Source organism: Pseudomonas sp. ICMP 561 (assembly GCF_002699985.1).
Lineage (GTDB): Bacteria > Pseudomonadota > Gammaproteobacteria > Pseudomonadales > Pseudomonadaceae > Aquipseudomonas > Aquipseudomonas quasicaspiana.
In genome coordinates, this window is sequence record NZ_LKBT01000023.1 from 219,181 (window position 1) to 241,744 (window position 22,564).

15 protein-coding genes are annotated in these 22,564 nt (G+C 59.0%); 5 read left to right on the plus strand and 10 right to left on the minus strand.

All coding sequences use genetic code 11. From position 1 onward, the window contains the following. Positions 1-76: 76 nt before the first annotated feature. The 7 genes from AO242_RS17260 to AO242_RS17290 form a co-directional block, all read right to left on the minus strand. Positions 77-1,738, minus strand: a complete 1,662-nt coding sequence (locus AO242_RS17260; protein WP_099269679.1) for a BatD family protein — start codon at positions 1,736-1,738, stop codon at positions 77-79. Next, a complete protein-coding gene (locus tag AO242_RS17265; RefSeq protein WP_099269680.1) occupies positions 1,735-3,474 on the minus strand; it encodes a VWA domain-containing protein in 1,740 nt (579 codons plus the stop codon). Before AO242_RS17265 ends, AO242_RS17260 begins: the two co-directional genes overlap by 4 nt. Next, positions 3,471-4,553, minus strand: a complete 1,083-nt coding sequence (locus AO242_RS17270) for a vWA domain-containing protein (protein WP_099269681.1) — start codon at positions 4,551-4,553, stop codon at positions 3,471-3,473. The genes AO242_RS17265 and AO242_RS17270 overlap by 4 nt, the downstream gene beginning before the upstream one ends. After that, positions 4,546-5,040: a DUF4381 domain-containing protein gene (locus AO242_RS17275; RefSeq protein ID WP_099269682.1), complete on the minus strand. Its 495-nt coding sequence runs from the start codon at positions 5,038-5,040 to the stop codon at positions 4,546-4,548. Before AO242_RS17275 ends, AO242_RS17270 begins: the two co-directional genes overlap by 8 nt. After that, positions 5,037-5,981, minus strand: a complete 945-nt coding sequence (locus AO242_RS17280) for a DUF58 domain-containing protein (RefSeq protein WP_027900523.1) — start codon at positions 5,979-5,981, stop codon at positions 5,037-5,039. The genes AO242_RS17275 and AO242_RS17280 overlap by 4 nt, the downstream gene beginning before the upstream one ends. 4 nt (positions 5,982-5,985) lie before the next feature. After that, the gene (locus tag AO242_RS17285) at positions 5,986-6,945 is read right to left on the minus strand and encodes an AAA family ATPase (protein WP_027900522.1); all 960 of its coding nucleotides are present in this window, start codon (positions 6,943-6,945) and stop codon (positions 5,986-5,988) included. A 1,130-nt stretch (positions 6,946-8,075) separates the two neighbouring features. Beyond that, the gene (locus AO242_RS17290; RefSeq protein ID WP_099269683.1) at positions 8,076-8,441 is read right to left on the minus strand and encodes a hypothetical protein; all 366 of its coding nucleotides are present in this window, start codon (positions 8,439-8,441) and stop codon (positions 8,076-8,078) included. A 346-nt stretch (positions 8,442-8,787) separates the two neighbouring features. On the opposite strand from AO242_RS17290, the gene AO242_RS17295 reads away from it, so the two are divergent. Continuing rightward, positions 8,788-13,644, plus strand: coding sequence for an NAD-glutamate dehydrogenase (locus AO242_RS17295; RefSeq protein ID WP_099269684.1), 4,857 nt, complete (start codon positions 8,788-8,790; stop codon positions 13,642-13,644). A 260-nt stretch (positions 13,645-13,904) separates the two neighbouring features. Here the strand turns inward: AO242_RS17295 and acnB are convergent, their stop codons facing one another. After that, positions 13,905-16,514 carry a bifunctional aconitate hydratase 2/2-methylisocitrate dehydratase gene (gene acnB, locus AO242_RS17300; protein WP_099269685.1) on the minus strand — a complete coding sequence of 870 codons (2,610 nt, stop codon included), beginning with the start codon at positions 16,512-16,514 and terminating at the stop codon, positions 13,905-13,907. A gap of 395 nt (positions 16,515-16,909) precedes the next feature. On the opposite strand from acnB, the gene AO242_RS17305 reads away from it, so the two are divergent. The 3 genes from AO242_RS17305 (at position 16,910) to pdxB (ending at position 19,156) form a co-directional block, all read left to right on the plus strand. Then, positions 16,910-17,380: a DUF1289 domain-containing protein gene (locus AO242_RS17305; protein WP_099269686.1), complete on the plus strand. Its 471-nt coding sequence runs from the start codon at positions 16,910-16,912 to the stop codon at positions 17,378-17,380. A 49-nt stretch (positions 17,381-17,429) separates the two neighbouring features. Beyond that, positions 17,430-17,684 carry a sulfurtransferase TusA gene (gene tusA / locus AO242_RS17310; RefSeq protein ID WP_027898617.1) on the plus strand — a complete coding sequence of 85 codons (255 nt, stop codon included), beginning with the start codon at positions 17,430-17,432 and terminating at the stop codon, positions 17,682-17,684. Between the two features lie 323 nt (positions 17,685-18,007). Beyond that, a complete protein-coding gene (pdxB, locus tag AO242_RS17320) occupies positions 18,008-19,156 on the plus strand; it encodes a 4-phosphoerythronate dehydrogenase PdxB (protein WP_099269687.1) in 1,149 nt (382 codons plus the stop codon). Position 19,157: 1 nt separating this feature from the next. Here the strand turns inward: pdxB and AO242_RS17325 are convergent, their stop codons facing one another. Beyond that, a complete protein-coding gene (locus AO242_RS17325) occupies positions 19,158-20,138 on the minus strand; it encodes a zeta toxin family protein (protein ID WP_099269688.1) in 981 nt (326 codons plus the stop codon). Between the two features lie 164 nt (positions 20,139-20,302). Continuing rightward, the gene (locus tag AO242_RS29450) at positions 20,303-20,479 is read right to left on the minus strand and encodes a PA1571 family protein (RefSeq protein ID WP_049826756.1); all 177 of its coding nucleotides are present in this window, start codon (positions 20,477-20,479) and stop codon (positions 20,303-20,305) included. Between the two features lie 286 nt (positions 20,480-20,765). Here AO242_RS29450 and AO242_RS17330 point away from each other — a divergent pair, with 286 nt between their 5' ends. Beyond that, the gene (locus AO242_RS17330) at positions 20,766-22,544 is read left to right on the plus strand and encodes an ABC transporter transmembrane domain-containing protein (protein ID WP_099269689.1); all 1,779 of its coding nucleotides are present in this window, start codon (positions 20,766-20,768) and stop codon (positions 22,542-22,544) included. The last annotated feature ends 20 nt before the right edge of the window (positions 22,545-22,564 follow it).

The following is a 22,564-nucleotide window of genomic DNA, read 5'->3' on the forward strand; positions in this document are numbered from 1 at the left end:
CACCGCTCCCACATTGAACCGGGTTTGCCGCGAGTTAGCGCGGTACCACAGGGCATGCGCAGTCGACCAAGGTTTTCTATTTTGGATACAACGGCGGCAAGCTTTGCTCGCCGGTCGCGTCCTGAATGTGTTCGGCGGCGGGCAGGGTGCGTACTGCTCGCCATAGTTGTTCGCCCAGCCACAGCTGGCCGGTTTCGCTGTACAGCGCGCCATTGAGGCCATCCAGTGCGTCGGACAGCGGCACGAAGCGGGCGGCCATGTCGGCCAGGGTTTCCGGTTGCTGCCGCGCCCAGGCATCCAGTGCCTGTCGGGTCGCTTGCGGGTCATTGGCGAGGCAGGCGCGCTTGAGGTCATCCAGCACCGTACGCGGACTGGGTCCGGTTTGCACGGCGCGGGCCACGGCAGGCTGACTGCGGGCACGCCACCAGAGCACAAAACCGATCAGCGTAGTGAACGCGAAAAACAGTGAGCTCATCTGCCACGGCCAGACGGGCGGGCCGATCACGGTAACGCCGTTCAAATCACTGCTGACCGGTGTGTCTACCGCCAGGCTCGGGTTGATACTGATCTGCAAGGTGCGGGCGGGCAGGCTGGTGTGTTCCAGATGGTCTTCCAGAGTGTTCCACCAGACCACGTCCACGCTCGGTAAATCAATGGCGCCCGGGCGAGTTGGCACCAAGGCCTCGCGCTCTTCGCGGGTGCCGATCAGGCCGCGATCGCTGGTTACGTTGGCCAGTTTGGGCTGGTCCGGATAACGTCGCAGGGCGCTGACTTCAGTGGCAGGCAAGGGCGGCAGTTGCGCGCCGGACAAGCCTTCGACTTTGACGGTCATGGTACGGGTCAGGGAGTCGCCCGCCTGGCTTTTGCCGGGTTCCGGGCTCCAGCTTTCGCTGAGGTTGACACTGCGCGCGGGCAACCAGGGCGCATTGGCCGGGTAATTGGCAGGCTTGGGTTTGACCGTCAAAGGCAACTTTGCAGAACTGACGCGCATGACTTTGCCCGGCTGCGGGCCGAAGGGCGTGCCTGGTTCATTGCTCGACTGGCCGTCACTGTTGGGCTGGACGAGAGTTGCACTGAACGTCTGCGGCGGTATCACCAGCGTGCCGCTTTGTTGCGGATAGATCGCGTAGCGCATCTCGATCACGCCGTGACGGATGCCATTGATGAGCTTTTCATAGGTACGCGAATCGCCGAGTTTTTCGACTCGCGCTTCAGGCACTTCCAGCGGGCTCAGGTTGCTGTCATCGAACAGCGACACCGAGTGATAGACGCGCAGGGTCAATACGGCCTGGGCCTGGACATAAACGTTGTCTTTATCCAGGGTCGCTTCGACGAACACCGGAGCCTGTTGGCTGGCGTGATCCGGGTTGTCGCTTTGCGTGACTTGCAGGGTGATCGGCTGGCTTTTCAACGCGCCCAGTTGCAGGGAAGGCACCTCCACCGAGCCGGTCTGTTTCGGCAGCAGCGTGATGATCCAGCGCGTGGTTGCCTGATTGCCGCCATCCAGCGTGTTGAGTCGGTTGATCTGACGAGTGCCACCGACGTCAAAGCTACCCTCAAGGGCGCTCAGGTCAGGCTTGCCGAACTGAGTGACGTCGCTGGTTTCCAGGGTCAGCTCCACTGTTTCCCCGGAATTGAGTCGCGTGCGGTCGACACTCGCCACCAGTTCCGCAGCCTGATTCGGCAGCGCAACGAGGCTGAGCATCAAGCCGAACAATAGGGTGTAGGCGCGACTCATTGGGTTTTTTCCTGACGCTGTTGCTGTTCGTACCAGAATTTACGCCGTAGCAGCTCGCCGGGATCATCCGGGATCTGCCGCAGCCATTGCTCCAGCGCCTGACGCCTTTCGCCATTGATGTTGCCGTCGGCGGGCCGGATCGGTGGCCGGGTGGTTTCCTCGTCATCCATGGGTGAGCCGGATTGCGGATTGCCTTTGGTCTGCGCAGACGACTCTCCGGGTGATGGTTCACCATCGGCACTGTTTGCTTCGGCAGACTCGGTTGCTTGCTGGTTCTCGGAGCGTTGACTGGCAGCGGCCTGATTCTGCGGGTTTTCGCCGTCATTATCGTCGTCGCGGGTTTGAGCCTGATCAGCGTCATCAGGTTCCGCGGCTTTCTTCTGTTCCAGTGCTTGTTCCACCAGCGCTTTGTTTTGCAGCGCAGGTTGCAAGTCTGGCTGACTTTCCAGCGCCTGTTCGTAGGCGTCCAGTGCTGCTTCCAGATCGCCATTGTGCGCGAGCGCATTGCCGCGATTGTAATGGTCGGCGGCGCTGCTGCCCTCGGCAAAACGCTGGGCGGCGCTTGCGTAATCTCCGGCCTGATAGAGCGCGATGCCTTTCCATTGTGGATTTTCGAAGTGTTGTGCGGCTTCAGCAGGGCGTTGCTCTTCAAGCAATCGCTGGCCCTGTTGGTCGGGACGCAACCACAGATCGGCAAAGTCGAAAGCGTAGCTGTTTTGTGGCAGTACCAGCAGCAGTGGCAGGCACAGCAACCAGCCTCGACGCCCGGCGCAGGCGGCCAACAGCAACAACGGCAGCAGGAACCAGTAACCCTGATCGCTCCAGCTGTCGAGCTGGATCAGTTGTCCGTCGCTTCGCACCTGTTTCGGGCTGTCCAGCAAACCCAGTTCGCGCAGGTCCTGGTCGTCCATGCGCAACTGTCGGTACTGGCCGCCGACCTGCCCGACGAAGTCCGTAAGGCTGGCGCTGTCCAGACGCGGCAACAGGATCGCGCCCTGGTCGTCTTTGAGCAGACCGCCTTTTTCCTGCTCGACCGGTGCGCCTTCCGCTGTACCGACGCCGAGAATCAGCAATGGTGGAGACTGGCCAGCCAGCGCCTGTCGGATGCCCTGGCGTTCCTGCTCGCTCAATGACGACCCGATCAACAGCAAGCGCCCGCGTCCCAGCTCGCCTTGCTTGAGCAAGGCCAGCGCTTTGTGTACGGCCAGATCTGCACGATGCCCGGCCTGCGGCATGATCGACGGTTTGACCGCATCCAGCAGGTTGCGAATCGTGATCTGGTCGTCGGAGAGCGGTACCAGTGTGTGGGCGCTGCCGGCGTAGACGATGATCGCCGTCTGCGAGTCGCTGCGCGCCTGCAGAAGGTCCAGCAGCTTGCGCCGGGCCTGTTCCAGCCGGGTCGGCGGGGCGTCGGTGGCGAGCATTTCCGGGGTCAGTTCCAGCAGTACGACCAGGGGATCAACCGGCTTCTGGCTCAGTTGTTCAACCCGCTGCCAGCCGGGGCCGAGCAGTGCGAGCAAGGCCAGCAGCCAGGCAATGCCGAGCACCACCCACGGTTTTTTGCTGTCGCGACCGCGGCCGCCGCTGAGCAGCACGGAATGAAAAGCCGCGGGCAGAATCATTTGCCAGCGCCCGGCACGTTTCTGTCTATGCCAGAGCTGCCAAAGCAGCCAGCCCAGCAACGGCAGAAGCATTAACCACCAAGGGCGGAACCAGTGCGGCCAGAGCGCGATCATCGGCGGCGCCCCAGACGTTTGACTTGCTGCCCGACCCGCTGACGCCAGTGCTGACCGTCGCGGATGAAGCGTTGACGAGTGAGCAGCCGATGAACGGGATTGTTTGGCCAGCGCTCATGCACCACCAGTAGCACGCTGCACAGCATCGCCAATGCCAGCGGCCACTGATATAGCGCATGGGCGGGGCGTGCCTGAGTCTGTTGCTGAGCTACGGGCTCCAGCGCGTCGAGGGTCTGGCGAATTTTTTCCAGCTGATCGCCATCCCGTGCGCGGAAGTATTGGCCTCCAGTCAACTGAGCGATTTCCTTGAGGGTCGGCTCATCCAGATCCAGGCTGGGGTTGAGCCCGAGCATACTCAGCGAACCTTCTTTATTCGGGTCCGAGCCGATCCCGATGGTGTAAATCTTCACCTGTTGTTCAGCCGCCAGACGCGCAGCGGTCACCGGATCAATCTGCCCGCCATTGTTGGCGCCGTCGGTGACCAGCACCAGAACGCGACTTTGTGCCGGGCGCAGCCGCAGGCGCTTCAGGGCGAGGCCAATGGCGTCGCCAATCGCAGTGTTTTTACCGGCGATGCCGATTCGCGCTTCATCCAGCCAGACGCGGACGGTGTGGCGGTCGAACGTCAGCGGGGCTTGCACGAATGCCTGGCTACCAAACAGGATCAGCCCGACGCGATCACCTTTGCGGCCCTGTAGAAAGTCGCCGAGCAGATGCTGAACCAGCACCAGACGGCTGACGTCGTCGTTCTTCCACTCCATGTCCGGGTAATCCATGGAGCCGGAAACATCCACCGCCACCAGCAGATCGCGTCCGCTCGACGGCAGGGGCAATGGTTCACCGAGCCATTGCGGACGGGCGGCGGCCACCAGCAGCAACAGCCAGATCAGAATGAACGGCAATTGCTGACGCCAGCCGGGCAGGGCGACCTTGGCCCTTCGTCCGACCAGTTCTTCGAGATCACCGAGGAAGCTGACCTTGAGCGCCGCTTCGCCACTGTCGGCGGTCGGCAGCACCACACGCATTAGCCACGGCAAGGGCAGCAGGACGAAAATCCACGGCCAGGCGAACTCAAACATGTTTGCGAATCCAGGTTTCAACGGATTGCGTCAGGCCATTGATGGCCTTGTCGTCGAGTTTGCATTCGGGTTTGTAAGCGCCCTCTACCAATACCATCCAGCGCGTCAAGCCCGCGGCAGGGCAGCGGTTGTCGAGAAATGCCAGCCATTTGCGGCCATTCAGTGTGTGGCTCTGGCTGTACGGATAATGGTTGCGGCACAGCCTTTTCAGCAGACCATTGATTTGCTGCAGCCAGGCGCCTGCGGGAGCCCCGTCGTAGGGTTTGGGCATATTGGCCAGCTCGGTCAGCGCAGCAACGCGCACCGGATCCAGTGGCTGTTCGGCGCGGCTAACCCGGGTTTTCACGGGCAATATATGCCGCAGCCGCCACAGTCCCCAACCGGCCAGCGGAATCAACAGCAGCAGTAACCACCAACCCGGTGCCAGCGGCCAGAAGCCCACGGCTGGCGGGGCAATCAGCGGTTGCAGTTGATCCAGCGGGTTCATTTGCGTGTCACCGGACGCTGGGCGCTGAGGTATTCACGCAGTTGCTCGACCATTTCCTGCTGAGTGTTCAGCGGCATCAGCAAGACGCGCAGTTTCTTCGCAAGCATTTCCCAGCGATCTTTACGCGCCTCGCCCTGAGCGCGGTAGGCCTGACGCAGCTCGGGGTTCAGGGTGTCCATCTCCAACTGCGCGCCACGCTCGGCAAAGCGCAACAGGCCGGAAGCGGGCAGGGCGTGATCCAATGGATCGGACAACGGCAACAGCAGCAGATCGCAATGCCGGGACAGCAGACTCAGTTGCTGCTCGGCTGCATCGGACAACGCGCGTTCGTCACACAGCACGATCACCAGACTGCCCGGCCGCAGCACTTCCCGCGCGCGACGCAAGGCAATACCGAACGCATCGCGGTCTGCAGCGGTTTCGGTGTGCAACGACTGGTTGACCCGCACCAGCCGGTTCAGCAACTGCAACAGGCTCTGTTTACTGCGCCGTGGTTTGATTTCGTAATGCTCGTTGTCACCAAATACCAGGCCGCCGACCCGGTCGTTATGGATCAACGCCGCCCAGCCAATCAACGCCGCAGCCTGAGCGGCGAGCACTGATTTGAACATCAGGCCCGAGCCGAAAAACAGCCGGCGGCTTTGCTCGACCAGAATGAAAATCGGTCGTTCGCGTTCCTCATGAAACAGCTTGGTGTGCGGCTCCTGGGTTCGGGCCGTCACTCGCCAGTCGATGCTGCGTACGTCATCGCCTGCCTGATAAACCCGCACCTGATCGAAATCCACACCCCGGCCGCGCAGCTTGGAGTGGTGCAGGCCAATCAACGGGCTGCGCTGGCTCGGGGTGGAGAACAGCTGGACTTCGCGGACGCGATGACGCATCTCGATCAGCTCTGTGAGGCTGACACGAATACCCGGCTGATCGATCAGGTTGGGTTGCATGGCTTCACGCAACAGCCACGACATCAAGAATGCGCTGGATCACACGGTCCTGATCGATCCCGGCGGCTTCTGCTTCGAACGACAGGATGATCCGGTGGCGCAATACGTCGAACAGGACTGCCTGGATGTCTTCCGGGCTGACGAAATCACGCCCGGCCAGCCAGGCATGGGCTCGCGCGCAACGATCCAGAGCGATGGAGCCACGAGGGCTTGCACCGTAGGAAATCCACTCGGCCATTTCCGCATCGAACTTGGCCGGGGTGCGGGTCGCCATGACCAGTTGCACCAGGTATTCCTCCACCGCATCGGCCATGTACAGGCCGAGGATTTCCTTGCGCGCCGCAAAAATTGCCTGCTGGCTGACCCGACGTTCTGGCTTGGTCTCGCCATTCAGGGCTTCGCCGCGGGCCTGGGCCAGAATCTTGCGTTCTACCGAGGCGTCCGGGAAGCCGATCTTGACATGCATCAGGAAACGGTCGAGCTGGGCTTCAGGCAGCGGATAGGTGCCTTCCTGCTCGATGGGGTTCTGGGTGGCCATGACCAGGAACAGTGGCGACAGGTCGTAGGTGCTGCGACCGACGCTGACCTGACGCTCAGCCATGGCTTCGAGCAATGCCGACTGAACCTTGGCGGGCGCCCGGTTGATTTCGTCTGCCAGCACCAGATTGTGGAAGATCGGCCCCTGTTGGAAGACGAAGCTGCCTGTTTCCGGACGATAGATTTCGGTGCCGGTGATGTCGGCAGGCAGCAGGTCGGGGGTGAACTGGATGCGATGGAATTGTGCTTCGATGCCTTCTGCCAGTTCTTTGATCGCTTTGGTCTTGGCCAGACCGGGAGCGCCTTCGACGAGCATGTGGCCGTCAGCGAGCAGGGCGATCAGGAGACGTTCGATCAGTTTTTCCTGACCGAGGATCTGCGTGGAAAGAAAGGTTCGCAGCGCTATCAGCGCTTCACGATGTTCCATCGGTGACTGTTCCTGGCAGGTAATCAGCGGCGTCAATCAACGCCGAAGCTGGGGGCGATACTTTAATCCATAGAGGGGGCTGGCGACTAACGGCTCTGGGGTTTTTTGTGTGGTTTTGAGGATAACGCTACAAAGCTTGAGGATTTTTCCTACAGAATTGGGGGGGTGGGGCTTTTTGGTGCTTCTTGTTGTTGTGTACATATCCGTTATAGCGGTAATGGCTGATATTGGTTGCGCTTTTACAGCGCCTCACTTTTGAACAGCGCAAAAGTAAGCAAAACGCTCTTGCCCCATCACTCGGTCCCTCGCCTAGGCTCGGGATGCCCGCCCGCAGATCTGAAACCGTGGGCCGCCGCAATGGGCCATCCATGGCCCGGTGCGGCTAACCCGGCGTCCTGCCGGGTTGCCCACGGTTTCAGATCTGCGTTCGGCCAGCGTGATTTAACGGGGCGCCTTAGATCAAAATCAAAAGCGCGGCGGCCTGACAGCCGACATGTTTTTGGGGGGTGCCGACATTCTGTAGGAGCTGCCGAAGGCTGCGATGCGGTGTGTCAGATGACGTATGTGTTGGCTGTTATGAAGTCTCGCGAACAAGTTCGCTCCTACCCGGCCGAGGCGCTACCGCCGTTTTCGCTCTGCTTTTGATCTGCTCTTGCCCCTTGAAAAACGCCGCCTGTTTTCTTGGGTTTGCCGACATTCTGTAGGAGCTGCCGAAGGCTGCGAAGCGGAGTGTCAGGCAACGAATGCGTTGGCTGTGATGACGTCTCGCGAACAAGTTCGCTCCTACCGGGCCGAGGCGCTACCGCCGTTTTCGCTCTGCTTTTGATCTGCTTTTGATCTGCTTTTGATTTTGATCTTAAGCGCCCCGTTAAACCACGCCGGCCGGAATCCGACATTGCTGCGTGGGGCAAACCGGCAGGGATGCCGGTTTAGCCGCCTCAGGCCATGGATGGCCGGTGGCGGCGGCCCCACGCAGTAATGTCGGATTACGGGTATGCCGAGCGACAGCGAGGGACCCAGTGGTGGGGCAAGAGCGTTTTGGTTACTTTTGCGCTGTTCAAAAGTGACGCGCTGTAAAAGCGCAACCGATGTAAGCCGTCACCGCAAAAATGGATATGTACGCCCAATCATCAAGACCCAGCCAGCTCACTCACATAAACCCCAACACCCTCAAGAATAATCACCAGCGTCTCTTCAACCTCCTTCAACTCATCCGCCGCCATGCCATGGCTGATCTCATAAAGGTGATGCCCATCCAGCGCCTTGCCATTCGCCGGATCAAGCTCAACCAGCAGACGCTCGGCACTGAACGTCACCTTGAGATGCGAAACTGCAAGCACCTTGTCATCGCGTACCGTGATCTCGACTTCCTGCTCGTCCGGGAAGCGCGTCAGCGAAAACAGATCGCCGGTTTCACCGTGACAGCACAGCAGCGCCATGTCGTCGTACTCGTCATCACAGGGATTGACGATAAAGCTGGCAGTCTTGATTTGCATGAACGTTCCTGGCTTAAAAGCGGACAAGGAGCAATTTTGCCAGCGATTGGCAAGCAATGCCCAAGAGTTTCCTGCAACCAGATGACCGAATATGTCGCAGCACGACAAGTAACTGCCTGTCGGCTGTCGTTAAGCTTGGGGGCGGATGAACGGTAGTGGGAGAAATCCTACCCTGCGTGTTGTTTTTTCCGGCAACGGTTGCAGAAAGCAAATGTGACGAGTCGTTCGCGGCAAGCGTTAGTTCTTTGGCTTATGCTGTGCCTCTGCCGTTTCATCCAGGCACAGCATGTGCAGGCAACACTTCCTTCAAGCTTCCTTCTAAAAAAGCACAAGCGGAGTACCTCAGATGGCGTTCTTCACCGCAGCCAGCAAGTCTGACTTTCAGCATCAACTGCAAGCAGCACTGGCGCAGCACATCAGTGAACAGGCACTGCCACAAGTGGCGCTGTTCGCTGAGCAATTCTTCGGCATTATTTCCCTCGACGAACTCACCCAGCGTCGGTTGTCCGACCTGGCGGGCTGCACCTTGTCAGCCTGGCGTCTGCTTGAACGTTTTGAACATGCCACCCCGCAGGTCCGCGTTTACAACCCCGATTACGAACGTCACGGCTGGCAATCCACGCACACCGCCGTTGAAGTATTGCACCACGATCTACCATTTCTGGTGGACTCGGTGCGCACCGAGCTGAACCGTCGCGGTTACAGCATTCACACCTTGCAAACCACCGTGCTCAGCGTGCGCCGCAGCAGCAAGGGCGAACTGCTGGAATTGCTGCCTAAAGGCACCAGCGGCGAAGACGTGCTGCAAGAATCCCTGATGTACCTGGAAATCGACCGCTGCGCCAACGCCAGCGAGTTGAACGTGCTGGCCCGTGAGCTGGAGCAAGTGCTCGGCGAAGTACGGGTTGCCGTAGAAGATTTCGAACCGATGAAAGCCAAGCTGCACGAGCTGCTGGCGGGCATCGATTCTGTGCAGTACGCCGTCGACGAGGGCGAGAAGTCCGAGGTCAAGGCGTTCCTGCACTGGTTGGTGGATAACCATTTCACCTTCCTGGGTTACGAAGAGTTTCAAGTCAGCAACGAAGGCGATGGCGGCCAGTTGGTGTACGACGAATCGTCTTTCCTCGGCCTGACCAAACGTCTGCGTGCCGGCCTGAGTCACGAAGATCTGCACATCGAAGACTACGCCGTCAGCTACTTGCACGAGCCGATGCTGCTGTCGTTCGCCAAGGCCGCGCACCCGAGCCGTGTGCACCGCCCGGCGTATCCTGATTATGTGTCGATCCGCCAGATCGACGCCTCGGGCAAGGTGCTCAAGGAATGTCGCTTCATGGGCCTCTACACCTCCTCGGTGTATGGCGAAAGCGTTCGCGAAATTCCTTATATCCGCCGCAAGGTGGCTGAAATCGAACACCGCTCCGGCTTCCATCCCAAGGCTCACCTTGGGAAAGAGCTGGCGCAAGTCGTCGAAGTTCTGCCTCGCGATGATCTGTTCCAGACTCCGGTGGACGAGCTGTTCAATACCGTGATGTCCATCGTGCAGATTCAGGAGCGCAACAAGATTCGCGTGTTCCTGCGCAAAGACCCTTATGGTCGCTTCTGCTATTGCCTGGCGTATGTGCCACGCGACATCTATTCCACTGAAGTGCGGCAGAAGATCCAGCAAGTCCTGATGGAACGCCTGAAGGCCAGTGACTGCGAGTTCTGGACCTTCTTCTCCGAGTCGGTGCTGGCCCGCGTGCAGTTGATTCTGCGGGTGGACCCAAAGGTCAACCTGAACATCGACCCGGTCCAGCTGGAAAACGAAGTCATTCAGGCTTGCCGCTCCTGGAAAGACGATTACGCCAGCCTGGTGGTCGAAAGCTTCGGCGAAGCCCATGGCACCAATGTGCTGGCGGATTTCCCGAAAGGCTTCCCGGCAGGTTATCGCGAGCGTTTCGCAGCGCATTCGGCCGTGGTCGACATGCAGCACTTGCTGAACCTGAGCGAAGCCAAGCCGCTGGTGATGAGCTTCTATCAGCCGTTGTCCGGCGACAAGGCGCAGTTGCATTGCAAGCTGTACCACGCCGACACACCGCTGGCCCTGTCTGACGTATTGCCGATTCTGGAAAACCTTGGCCTGCGTGTGCTGGGTGAGTTCCCTTATCGTTTGCGTCACACCAATGGCCGCGAGTTCTGGATTCATGACTTCGCGTTCACGGCCGCTGAAGGTCTGGAAATCGACATCCAGCAACTCAACGACACCCTGCAGGACGCCTTTGTCCATATCGTGCGTGGCGATGCCGAGAACGATGCGTTCAACCGTCTTGTTCTGACTGCTGGTCTGCCGTGGCGCGACGTGGCGTTGCTGCGTGCCTACGCCCGTTACCTGAAACAGATTCGCCTGGGCTTCGACCTTGGCTACATCGCCAGCACCCTGAACAACCATACGGACATTGCCCGTGAGCTGACCCGGTTGTTCAAAACCCGCTTCTATCTGGCGCGCAAACTGACCACTGACGATCTGGACGACAAGCAATTGCGTCTGGAGCAGGCGATTCTTTCCGCCCTGGACGACGTCCAGGTGCTCAATGAAGACCGCATCCTGCGTCGTTATCTGGACCTGATCAAAGCCACCCAGCGCACCAACTTCTACCAGCCTGACGCCAACGGTCAGAACAAGAGCTACTTCAGCTTCAAGTTCAACCCGCGCCTTATTCCAGAGCTGCCCAAGCCGGTGCCGAAGTTTGAAATCTTCGTGTACTCGCCGCGTGTCGAAGGCGTGCATCTGCGCTTCGGTAATGTGGCCCGTGGTGGCCTGCGCTGGTCGGACCGTGAGGAAGACTTCCGTACTGAAGTCCTGGGTCTGGTGAAAGCCCAGCACGTGAAGAACTCGGTGATCGTGCCTGTGGGGGCCAAAGGCGGATTCCTGCCGCGTCGCCTGCCATTGGGTGGTAGCCGTGATGATATCCAGGCCGAAGGTATCGCCTGCTATCGCATCTTCATCTCCGGTTTGCTGGACATCACTGACAACCTGAAAGAGGGCGGGCTGGTTCCGCCGGCCAACGTCGTGCGTCATGACGACGATGACCCATACCTGGTGGTCGCGGCGGACAAAGGCACTGCGACCTTCTCCGACATCGCCAACGGCATCGCCATCGACTACGGCTTCTGGCTGGGCGACGCGTTTGCTTCCGGTGGTTCGGCCGGTTATGACCACAAGAAAATGGGCATCACTGCCAAAGGTGCGTGGGTCGGTGTGCAGCGTCACTTCCGTGAGCGCAACATCAACGTGCAGCAGGACAGCATCAGCGTCATCGGTATCGGTGACATGGCCGGTGACGTGTTCGGCAACGGCTTGCTGATGTCCGACAAGCTGCAACTGGTGGCGGCGTTCAACCACCTGCATATCTTCATTGATCCAAATCCGGATCCAGCCAGCAGTTTCATCGAGCGCAAGCGTCTGTATGACCTGCCGCGTTCGGCCTGGACCGATTACGACACCAGCATCATGTCGGCAGGCGGAGGGATCTTCCCGCGCAGTGCGAAAAGCATCGCCATCACACCACAGATGAAAGAACGCTTCGACATCAAGGCTGACAAGCTGACCCCGACCGAGCTGCTCAACGCGCTGCTCAAGGCGCCGGTTGATCTGTTGTGGAACGGCGGCATCGGGACTTACGTCAAGTCCAGCGAAGAAAGCCACGCCGATGTGGGTGACAAGGCCAACGACGCGCACCGGGTCAACGGTGACGAGCTGCGCTGCAAGGTGGTGGGCGAGGGCGGTAACCTGGGCATGACTCAACTGGGTCGTGTCGAGTTCGCGCTCAATGGTGGCAGTTCCAACACTGACTTCATCGACAACGCGGCGGGCGTTGACTGCTCCGACCATGAAGTGAACATCAAGATCCTGCTCAACGAAGTGGTGCAGGCCGGCGACATGACCGAAAAGCAGCGTAATCAGCTGCTGGAAAGCATGACCGACGAAGTCGGCAACCTGGTGTTGGGCAACAACTACAAGCAAACCCAGGCGCTGTCTCTGGCAACGCGTCGTGCTTACGAGCGGATTGCCGAGTACAAGCGCCTGATGGCGGACCTGGAAGCCCGTGGCAAGCTGGATCGCGCCATTGAGTTCCTGCCTGCTGAAGAGCAGATCAGCGAGCGCGTGGCGGCCGGCCATGGCCTGACGCGTCCAGAACTGTCGGTGTTGATCTCCTACAGCAAGATCGATCTGAACGAGGCGTTACTGGAATCCCGCGTACCGGATGATGATTATCTGGCTCGCGACATGGAAACCGCGTTCCCGCCATCGCTGGGTGCCAAGTATTCCGGCGCCATGCGTCAGCACCGTCTCAAGCGCGAAATCGTCAGCACCCAGATCGCCAACGACCTGGTCAACCACATGGGCATCACTTTCGTGCAGCGACTCAAAGAGTCCACCGGCATGAGTGCGGCCAACGTGGCGGGCGCTTACGTGATCGTGCGTGACATCTTCCACCTTCCGCACTGGTTCCGTCAGATCGAGGCGCTGGACTACAAGGTGCCTGCCGAGATTCAGTTGGCATTGATGGACGAGTTGATGCGCCTCGGCCGCCGCGCGACGCGCTGGTTCCTGCGCAGCCGTCGCAACGAGCTGGACGCGGCGCGTGATGTTGCGCACTTCGGTCCGCACCTCGCTGCACTGGGTCTGAAGCTGGACGAACTGCTGGAAGGCCCGACTCGCGAAGTCTGGCAGACCCGCTATCAAGCCTATGTCGAAGCAGGCGTGCCGGAGTTGTTGGCGCGCATGGTTGCGGGCACCAGTCACTTGTACACGTTGCTGCCGATCATCGAAGCGTCTGACGTCACCGGGCAGAACGCTGCCGACGTGGCCAAGGCTTACTTCGCCGTGGGCAGCGCGCTGGACGTGACCTGGTACTTGCAACAGATCAGCAGCCTGCCGGTGGAAAACAACTGGCAAGCCCTGGCCCGCGAAGCGTTCCGTGATGACATCGACTGGCAGCAACGGGCGATCACCATCTCGGTTCTGCAGATGGCCGATGGCCCAGCTGACATCGAGGAGCGCCTGAACCTGTGGCTTGAACAGCACAGCGCCATGGTCGACCGCTGGCGCGCGATGCTGGTGGACATCCGCGCAGCAAGCGGCACGGACTACGCGATGTATGCAGTAGCCAACCGTGAGCTGCTGGATCTGGCCATGAGCGGCCAGGCTATTACCGTTTGATGGTTTAGTCCGTCTGTAATGAGAAAGCCCTGCATCGCGAGATGTGGGGCTTTTTTATGGGTTGATGCTGTCAGCGTCGCAAGGTCCTGTGGGAGCTGGGCTTGCCCGCGATACATGAGAAGTAGATACCAGTCACACCGCGTTATCGTTTATCGTCGGAATGCCGCCCAAACCAAGCTCAGCTCCCCAGATGACTGGGCATTCCCCCAATAAAAAACCCCGTCACAAGGACGGGGTTCTTTTAACGCTGTGTTTCGCTTTTACGCTTGAACAACCGGAATGTTGGCGCTCGCTGCGATGTCGCGGAACTCGGCGATCTGGTCGAAGCTCAGGTAGCGGTATACGTCCGCTGCCATGGTGTCGATCTGTTTCGCGTATTCCATGTACTCCTCGACGGTCGGCAGGCGACCCAGGATCGAAGCAACGGATGCCAGTTCGGCCGAGGCCAGGTAGACATTCGCGCCGTCGCCCAGACGGTTCGGGAAGTTACGGGTCGAAGTCGACACAACCGTCGAGTTCGGCTCTACACGTGCCTGGTTACCCATGCACAGCGAGCAGCCCGGCATTTCCATACGTGCGCCAGCTTTGCCGTAGATGCCGTAGTAGCCTTCTTCCGTCAGCTGGTGAGCATCCATCTTGGTCGGCGGCGAGAGCCACAGACGTGTCGGCAACTGACCCTTGACCTTGTCCAGCAACTTGCCCGCAGCGCGGAAGTGGCCGATGTTGGTCATGCACGAACCGATGAACACTTCGTCGATCTTCTCGCCAGCAACGCTGGACAGCAGCCGGGCGTCGTCCGGATCGTTCGGTGCGCAGAGCACTGGCTCGTTGACGTCGTCCAGGTCGATTTCGATGATTTCAGCGTATTCCGCGTCAGCATCGGCAACCATCAACTCAGGGTTGGCAACCCAGGCTTCCATCGCTTGAGCACGACGTTCCAGAGTACGCACATCGCCGTAACCTTCGCCGATCATCCAGCGCAGCAGGGTGATGTTGGAGTTCAGGTACTCGGTGATCGACTCTTTCGACAGCTTGATGGTGCAACCGGCAGCAGAGCGCTCGGCCGAGGCGTCGGACAGTTCGAATGCCTGTTCGATGCTCAGGTCATCAAGGCCTTCAATCTCCAGAATGCGACCGGAGAATGCGTTTTTCTTGCCTTTCTTCTCAACAGTCAGCAAGCCCGACTGAATGGCGAAGTAAGGAATGGCGTGAACCAGGTCACGCAGGGTGATGCCAGGCTTCATCTTGCCTTTGAAGCGCACCAGAATCGATTCCGGCATGTCCAGTGGCATCACGCCGGTGGCCGCAGCAAACGCAACCAGACCAGAACCGGCCGGGAACGAAATGCCCATCGGGAAACGGGTGTGGGAGTCACCACCGGTACCAACGGTGTCCGGCAGCAGCATGCGGTTCAGCCAGCTGTGGATGATGCCGTCGCCCGGACGCAGGGATACGCCGCCACGGGTCATGATGAAGTCAGGCAGCGTGTGGTGCGTGGTGACGTCGATCGGCTTTGGATAAGCAGCAGTGTGGCAGAAGGACTGCATGACCAGATCAGCGGAGAAGCCCAGGCATGCCAGGTCTTTCAGCTCGTCACGGGTCATCGGGCCAGTGGTGTCCTGGGAGCCGACGGTGGTCATCTTCGGTTCGCAGTACGTGCCTGGACGAACGCCTTGGCCTTCCGGCAGGCCGCACGCCTTGCCAACCATCTTCTGTGCCAGGGTGTAGCCCTTGCCAGTGTCGACCGGTGCTTCCGGCAGTTTGAACAGATCGGTAGGGCCCAGGCCCAGCTCGGCACGAGCCTTGTCGGTCAGGCCACGGCCGATGATCAGCGGGATACGGCCGCCAGCACGGACTTCGTCCAACAGAACCGGTGTCTTCATTTCGAAGGTGGTCAGGACTTCGTCAGTACCGTGTTTGCAGACTTTGCCAGCATGCGGATACAGGTCGATCACGTCGCCCATGTTCATGTTGCTGACGTCGAATTCGATTGGCAGTGCGCCGGCATCTTCCATGGTGTTGTAGAAGATCGGAGCGATTTTGCTGCCGAAGCAGAAGCCGCCAGCGCGCTTGTTCGGCACGTAAGGAACGTCGTCGCCGAAGAACCACAGCACCGAGTTGGTGGCGGATTTACGCGAAGAACCGGTACCCACCACGTCGCCTACGTAGGCAATCGGGAAGCCCTGGCCGCGCATTTCTTCGATCTGCTTCATCGGACCGATGGAGCCTTGTACGTCCGGAACGATCCCTTCACGGGCCATTTTCAGCATGGCCAGGGCGTGCAGAGGGATGTCAGGGCGCGACCATGCGTCAGGCGCAGGAGAGAGGTCGTCGGTGTTGGTTTCGCCGGTCACCTTGAAGACGCGAAGGCTGATCTTGTCGGCCAGGGTAGGGCGCTTCTTGAACCATTCGCCGTCAGCCCAGGACTGCATGACAGCCTTGGCGTGGGCGTTGCCGCTCTTGGCTTTTTCTGCCACGTCGTGGAACGCATCGAACATCAGCAGCGTGTGCTTGAGTTGTTCGGCGGCGACCGGGGCCAGCGTTGCGTCATCCAGCAGGTCAACCATGGTGACGATGTTGTAACCGCCCTGCATGGTGCCCAGCAGTTCAACGGCGCGCTTCTTGTCGATCAGGGGAGAAGTGGCTTCGCCCTTGGCCAGGGCAGACAGGAAACCGGCTTTGACGTAGGCAGCTTCGTCAACGCCAGGTGGAATGCGATTGGTGATCAGGTCAACGAGAAAATCTTCTTCGCCGGCCGGGGGATTCTTCAGCAGTTCGATCAAGCCGGCAGTTTGTTCGGCGTTAAGCGGCTGGGGCACGATACCCTGGGCGGCACGCTCTTCGATGTGTTTACGGTAGGCTTCAAGCACAGTATTACCCTCATCAGTGGTCCCAAATGGGTGTCCGGGACGCTCATCCAGGAATTGCCCGAAAAACCTGCACGACGAAACTTTTCGAGTTCCTTGGCCAGGGTTTTCGGCAATTCCTTACAGAAGCTGTTTTCAAAGTTTTACGCCTGCAGGACGGCTGATGAGTGTTGACGAGGGCTTGAATCCTGCGTCAACACCGGACTGCTGGGTTACTTTGACTGTGCTCGTGACGCTTTGAAAACAGCTTCCAACGGACATTGGCGCCTTAAAAGGCTCGCTGATTCTACGGCAAATCTTCCATAAAGGTAAGTTAGCCCTACACGTTCGGGGGTGATCGTTGTTAGACAAAGGGCTAATATGCGAGCTCGTTCTCGCCTGTCGTTGCCCTGCCTGCCATGCCCAATCAAATCATTAAAACGCCCTGCGTCGGCCTTTGTTCCACTGTTTACGGGGACCTGGTGTGCCGTGGCTGCAAGCGTTTCCACCATGAAGTGATCCACTGGAACGGTTACGACGAAGAGCAGAAGCGGGCGGTTTGGCTAAGGCTCGAACAACTGCTGGTTCAGGTGATGACTGCCAAGCTGGAAGTATTCGATGCGGGCAAGCTGCGTCAGCAACTGGAGCTGCGCAAGATTCGCTTTGTGCCCAACCAGTCGGAATATTGCTGGGCTTATCAACTGATTGCGCGGGGCGCGCGGGTCATCACCAATATTGAAGCCTACGGCATGGTGCTGATGCCGGAGTTCCGCGACTGGGCCTTGCCTGACTTGCGCGATGCCATTGATCGGGAATTTTTCCTGCTGTCCGAAGCACACTACGAACGCTACATCGCACCGGGCTTCCTCAAGGATGCGTTTGGCAGCTAGCGACATGCCCGCATACGCGGGATAATGCCCGCCAGTTTCTGGAGTGCTTATGTCTGAACCCATCCAAAGTCAGCCCGTCGACGCCATTCTCGATGCCACCGGCCTCAACTGCCCCGAACCGGTGATGATGCTGCATCAAAAAGTCCGCGACCTGCCGGCTGGCGGCCTGCTCAAAGTCATCGCCACTGACCCGTCCACACGCCGTGACATTCCCAAGTTCTGTGTTTTCCTGGGCCATGATCTGGTCGATCAAGAGGCTGCAGACGGGACGTTTCTGTACTGGATTCGCAAGAAACTGGATTGAGCCCGAAGGATTGAAGTCCGGCGCATAACCCGTAGGACCGGCTTTAGCCGGGAGGGCTATTTACCTGACAAAGAAGATGCTGAGAATGTGCTGACGCCCTCCCGGCTAAAGCCGGTCCTACGCAGACTGTGTGAAAACGTAGCGAGCGACGGCAAGACAAGGCAAAAACAGGCGAAAAAGCGGAGTCTAGGTGTTCTAAATGAGCATTTTTCGCCTGTTTTTAACGCAGTATTGCCGAGCGCAGTAGTTTTCACACAGTCTGTACGGGTGGTGTGCGCCGACCGACCAATGTCTAAACTGCCGCCGACCCTTGGGAGTACACCATGCGAATTGTTGCTGACGAAAATATTCCGTTGCTCGATGCCTTCTTTGCCGGTTTCGGCGAGATTCAGCGTTTGCCCGGCCGTTCCATTGACCGGGCTGCCGTAGCAGATGCGGACATTCTGTTGGTGCGCTCGGTAACGCCGGTCACCCGCGAATTGCTCGAAGGCAGCCCGGTACGCTTTGTCGGCACTTGCACCATCGGCACTGATCATCTGGACCTGGATTATTTTCAGGAGGCGGGTATTCAGTGGTCCAGTGCGCCGGGCTGTAATGCCCGTGGTGTAGTGGATTATGTTCTGGGCAGTTTGCTGACCCTCGCGGAAATCGAGGGCGTGGATCTGACGCAGCGTACTTATGGCGTAATCGGCGCGGGGCAGGTGGGCGGTCGGTTAATCAACGTGCTGAAGGCGCTGGGCTGGAATGTGCTGGTCTGCGATCCGCCTCGGCAAGCCGTTGAAGGCGGCGACTTCGTCAGCCTTGAGGAAATCCTCCAGCGCTGTGATGTGATCAGTCTGCACACCCCGCTGGACAAGGGGGGCGCGAATCCTACCTGGCATTTGCTCGATCAAACGAGGTTGCAGCAACTCAAGCACGGCAGTTGGCTGATCAATGCCAGCCGTGGCGCTGTGGTCGATAACGCAGCCTTGCATGACACGCTGCTGGCGCGCGAAGACCTGCAAGCCGTGCTCGACGTCTGGGAAGGCGAGCCCAGCGTGAATACCGACCTCGCCGACCTGTGCGTGATCGGCACACCGCATATTGCGGGTTACAGCCTTGATGGGCGGCAGCGGGGCACTGCGCAGATTTATCAGGCTTTGTGTGGGTTCCTTGGACAGGAAGTACAGATCAGTCTTTCCGATCTGCTGCCCAAGCCCTGGCTGGCAGAAGTCACCCTGGATGGCCATACCCACCCGGTCTGGGCCATGAACACGCTGTGCCGTGGCGTCTACGACCCGCGCCGTGATGATGCCGACTTCCGACGTAGCCTGGTGGGTGACTTGACCCAACAGCGGCTGGCCTTCGATGCCCTGCGTAAAAACTATCCGCCGCGCCGGGAAATCGAAGGCCTACGGGTCAGAATTCACGGTCCGTCAGAGCCTTTGAGCAGGGTCGTTCGGGCATTGGGCGCGGTGCTTGTCGACGGCTGAATCACTCGGTGTACTTCTTGATGTAGCCCCACAGTGTTTCGGCAAGACGCGTCGGGATCTGCTTCCAGAACGGACGCATGCGTGAAAGGGCGCTATAGGCTTCCTGCCAGGCCTGTGTTCGTTCCAGCGCGCCACTAACCGGGGCTTCGACCAATGCAATGAAACTGGCGAAGCTGCAGGGCAGAGGCAACTGGTCGCTGCGTTCGATGCGATGAGTCTGCTCCTTCACAGTCCTGGTCGTGCCGTCTTCGTCAGTGAATGCGTGAGGCGTCAGCGTGTCGATGCGCTCACAGCGGCTGCTGCAAAGTTTTCGGCGGTTTTTTAGCGCGCCAAAACCCCTTTCGTACATAGTGATGGTCGAACCGCTGACTCGCATGCAGGCAGTTTCGAACGCGTTAAGGATCACCTCGGCGTTTTCGATACTGGTCTCGATGGTAGCGATGTCGACGAACCGCTCAAGCGTCCCGTTCTCCAATGCGCCCAGTGTGCGATGGATCGTCGACAAGTGAACGAAATCCTTCTTGCAACCGATCAGGTGCACATCGAACTGATAAGTCGAAAGCTCCGGACCTGAAATGACACTGGCGAACGCCTTGGAGTCGAGTGCCGTCTCCATGATGATGTTGAACCTGTTTTCATGGGCATGCTTGAAGATGCGATTGCACAGTTCCCAGATAAAGCCTTCAGTGTGCTTGTAGCGGCTGATCACATCCTGCCCGGCGAATTCCTCGTAACGAGGGTGTAGCTCACGAAAGCTCTCCTGATAGAGCTGCACGTAGTTGCCGTAGTGGCCACCTTTGAGCAGGGTATTGTTCAGCATGTAGGTCTTGCCGGAACCTTGCACCCCGGCGACCACGAGGATCTTTGGTGCAGGATTGCCGTCATCGCCAATGTCCCTTCTGACCGCGAACAGGGTTTTCTCTAGCCCGGTGTAAACCTCTTCCAGTTCCTTTGGGGTATAGGTGTAGTGTGTTGCGGACATGCTGGTCTTCCTTGAATTGAGTCATTTTGACTGTTGAAGACCAGGGACGTAATCGCAAGCTCAGCGTCCTCGCAATGGGATAAAGCCGACGTTCATTGCGGGAATTTTCTTGGCGTGCATAAAAAAAACCGGCACTCAGGCCGGGTTTCAAGGGAATCTGCTTATCAATCTTGTTTTTCAGGTGTAACCCAGTTTTTGTCGCATTCCTGACAAGCGGCCTGAACCATCTCCTCAGTGATCACGACTTCGCGCCCGTCCTTGTCCAGGATTGCGCCGCCTACGGGCAGCTGCGGGTTGGCTCGTACGACTGGCACTTCATTGCTGTCTGCTTGCAAGCTCATGGCCTGTCTCCTTCATCAGGTGTTGTGCTTAGACTAACCGCGTTCAATGACTCTGCCGTGACATCCCTTGGCACATCAAACGCGCGTCAAGTCCACCAGAAACTGCACATAACCGCCAGCGTTCGCTTAGATCAATCCTGTCTAGCGCAAGGTCATGACGGTCATAACCATGCGACTAAGGCCAATCGCCATAGTTCATCAATACCTGCCGGGTGGTAATAGCAGAGAAATGCCCGTCGGACCGGTGTAGGCTCTGGCTTCAGCCTTTTATGCGGGTCCAGCTTTCATGGCTTCATTGCTTTCCAGTCGTCAGCGCCAGGCCATTCGTCTGGCGGCGCAGTTCATGGCTCCTTATCGCTGGCAAACGGTTGGCGCGCTGATCGCGCTCATCGTTACAGCCGGGATTACCCTGTCGATCGGGCAGGGGATCAAAATGCTGGTGGACCAGGGTTTCGTCACCCGCTCACCGCACCTGCTCAATCAATCCATCGGTGTGTTCATGCTGCTGGTCATGGGCCTGGCGGCTGGCACCTTCGTGCGTTTTTATCTGGTGTCGTGGATTGGCGAGCGAGTGGTGGCGGACTTGCGCAAGAAGGTCTTCGATCACCTGATCAATCTGCATCCGGGCTTCTACGAAAATAATCGAAGCTCCGAGATACAGTCGCGGCTGACGGCCGATACCACGTTGCTGCAATCGGTAATCGGTTCGTCGTTGTCGATGTTCCTGCGCAATGCCTTGATGGTAATTGGCGGGATTATTCTGTTGTTCATCACCAACCCGAAACTCACCAGCATTGTCGTTGTAGCGCTGCCGCTGGTGGTGGCGCCGATCCTGATCTTTGGCCGTCGCGTGCGCAGCCTGTCCCGGGAGAGTCAGGATCGTGTCGCAGATGTCGGCAGTTACGTGTCCGAAGCGTTGGGGCAGATCAAGACGGTTCAGGCCTACAACCATCAGCAGCAGGACAAGGCGCGCTTCGCGAAGACGGCCGAAGATGCGTTCCAGACCGCTCGCAAGCGCATTCTGCAACGCTCATGGCTGATCACACTGGTGATCGTGCTGGTATTGGGTGCGGTGGCGGTCATGCTGTGGGTCGGTGGCATGGATGTCATCGAGGGTACGATCTCCAGCGGTGAACTGGCTGCGTTCGTGTTTTACGCGCTGATCGTAGGGAGCGCCTTCGGCACCCTGAGCGAAGTGATTGGTGAACTGCAACGGGCGGCGGGTGCGGCCGAACGTATTTCGGAACTGCTGCGGGCCAAAAGCGAAATCACGCCACCGGCCAGTGGTCTATTGCAATTGCCGGAGCGGATCAGCGGTCGTCTGGCATTGGAGTCCGTGAGCTTCAGCTATCCGTCACGTCCCGAACACAAGGCGGTGGATAACCTGACCCTGACCATTGAACCGGGGGAAACCCTGGCGCTGGTCGGTCCCTCCGGTGCGGGTAAATCGACACTGTTTGATTTGCTGCTGCGTTTCTACGATCCGCAGGCGGGGCAAATTCTCATCGAAGGCTTGCCGATTGCGCAGCTGGATCCGCAGGATTTGCGTCGTCACTTTGCGCTGGTCTCGCAGACGCCCGCGCTGTTTTTCGGCAGTGTTGAAGACAACATTCGCTACGGCAATGCCAGCGCCAGCACTGAACAGGTTGAAGCGGCTGCGCGCATTGCCCACGCCCATGAGTTCATCCTGCAAATGGCCAACGGATATCAGACGCATCTGGGAGATGGCGGGCTCGGCTTGTCCGGTGGGCAGCGTCAACGCCTGGCCATTGCCCGGGCGTTGTTAGTGGATGCACCGATTCTGTTGCTGGACGAAGCAACCAGTGCGCTGGATGCCCAGAGTGAACACCTGATTCAGGAAGCGTTACCGGGCTTGATGAAAGGCCGTACTACATTGGTCATCGCCCATCGACTGGCCACGGTGCAAAACGCCGACCGGATTGCCGTTATCGATCAAGGGAAACTGGTCGCCGTCGGGACGCATCAGCAATTGATTGTCAGCAATCCGCTGTATGCGAGACTCGCGGCATTGCAGTTCAATGCGCGGGGGGATGAGGTGGTTTGAGTCGTGCCGGGATTTAAACC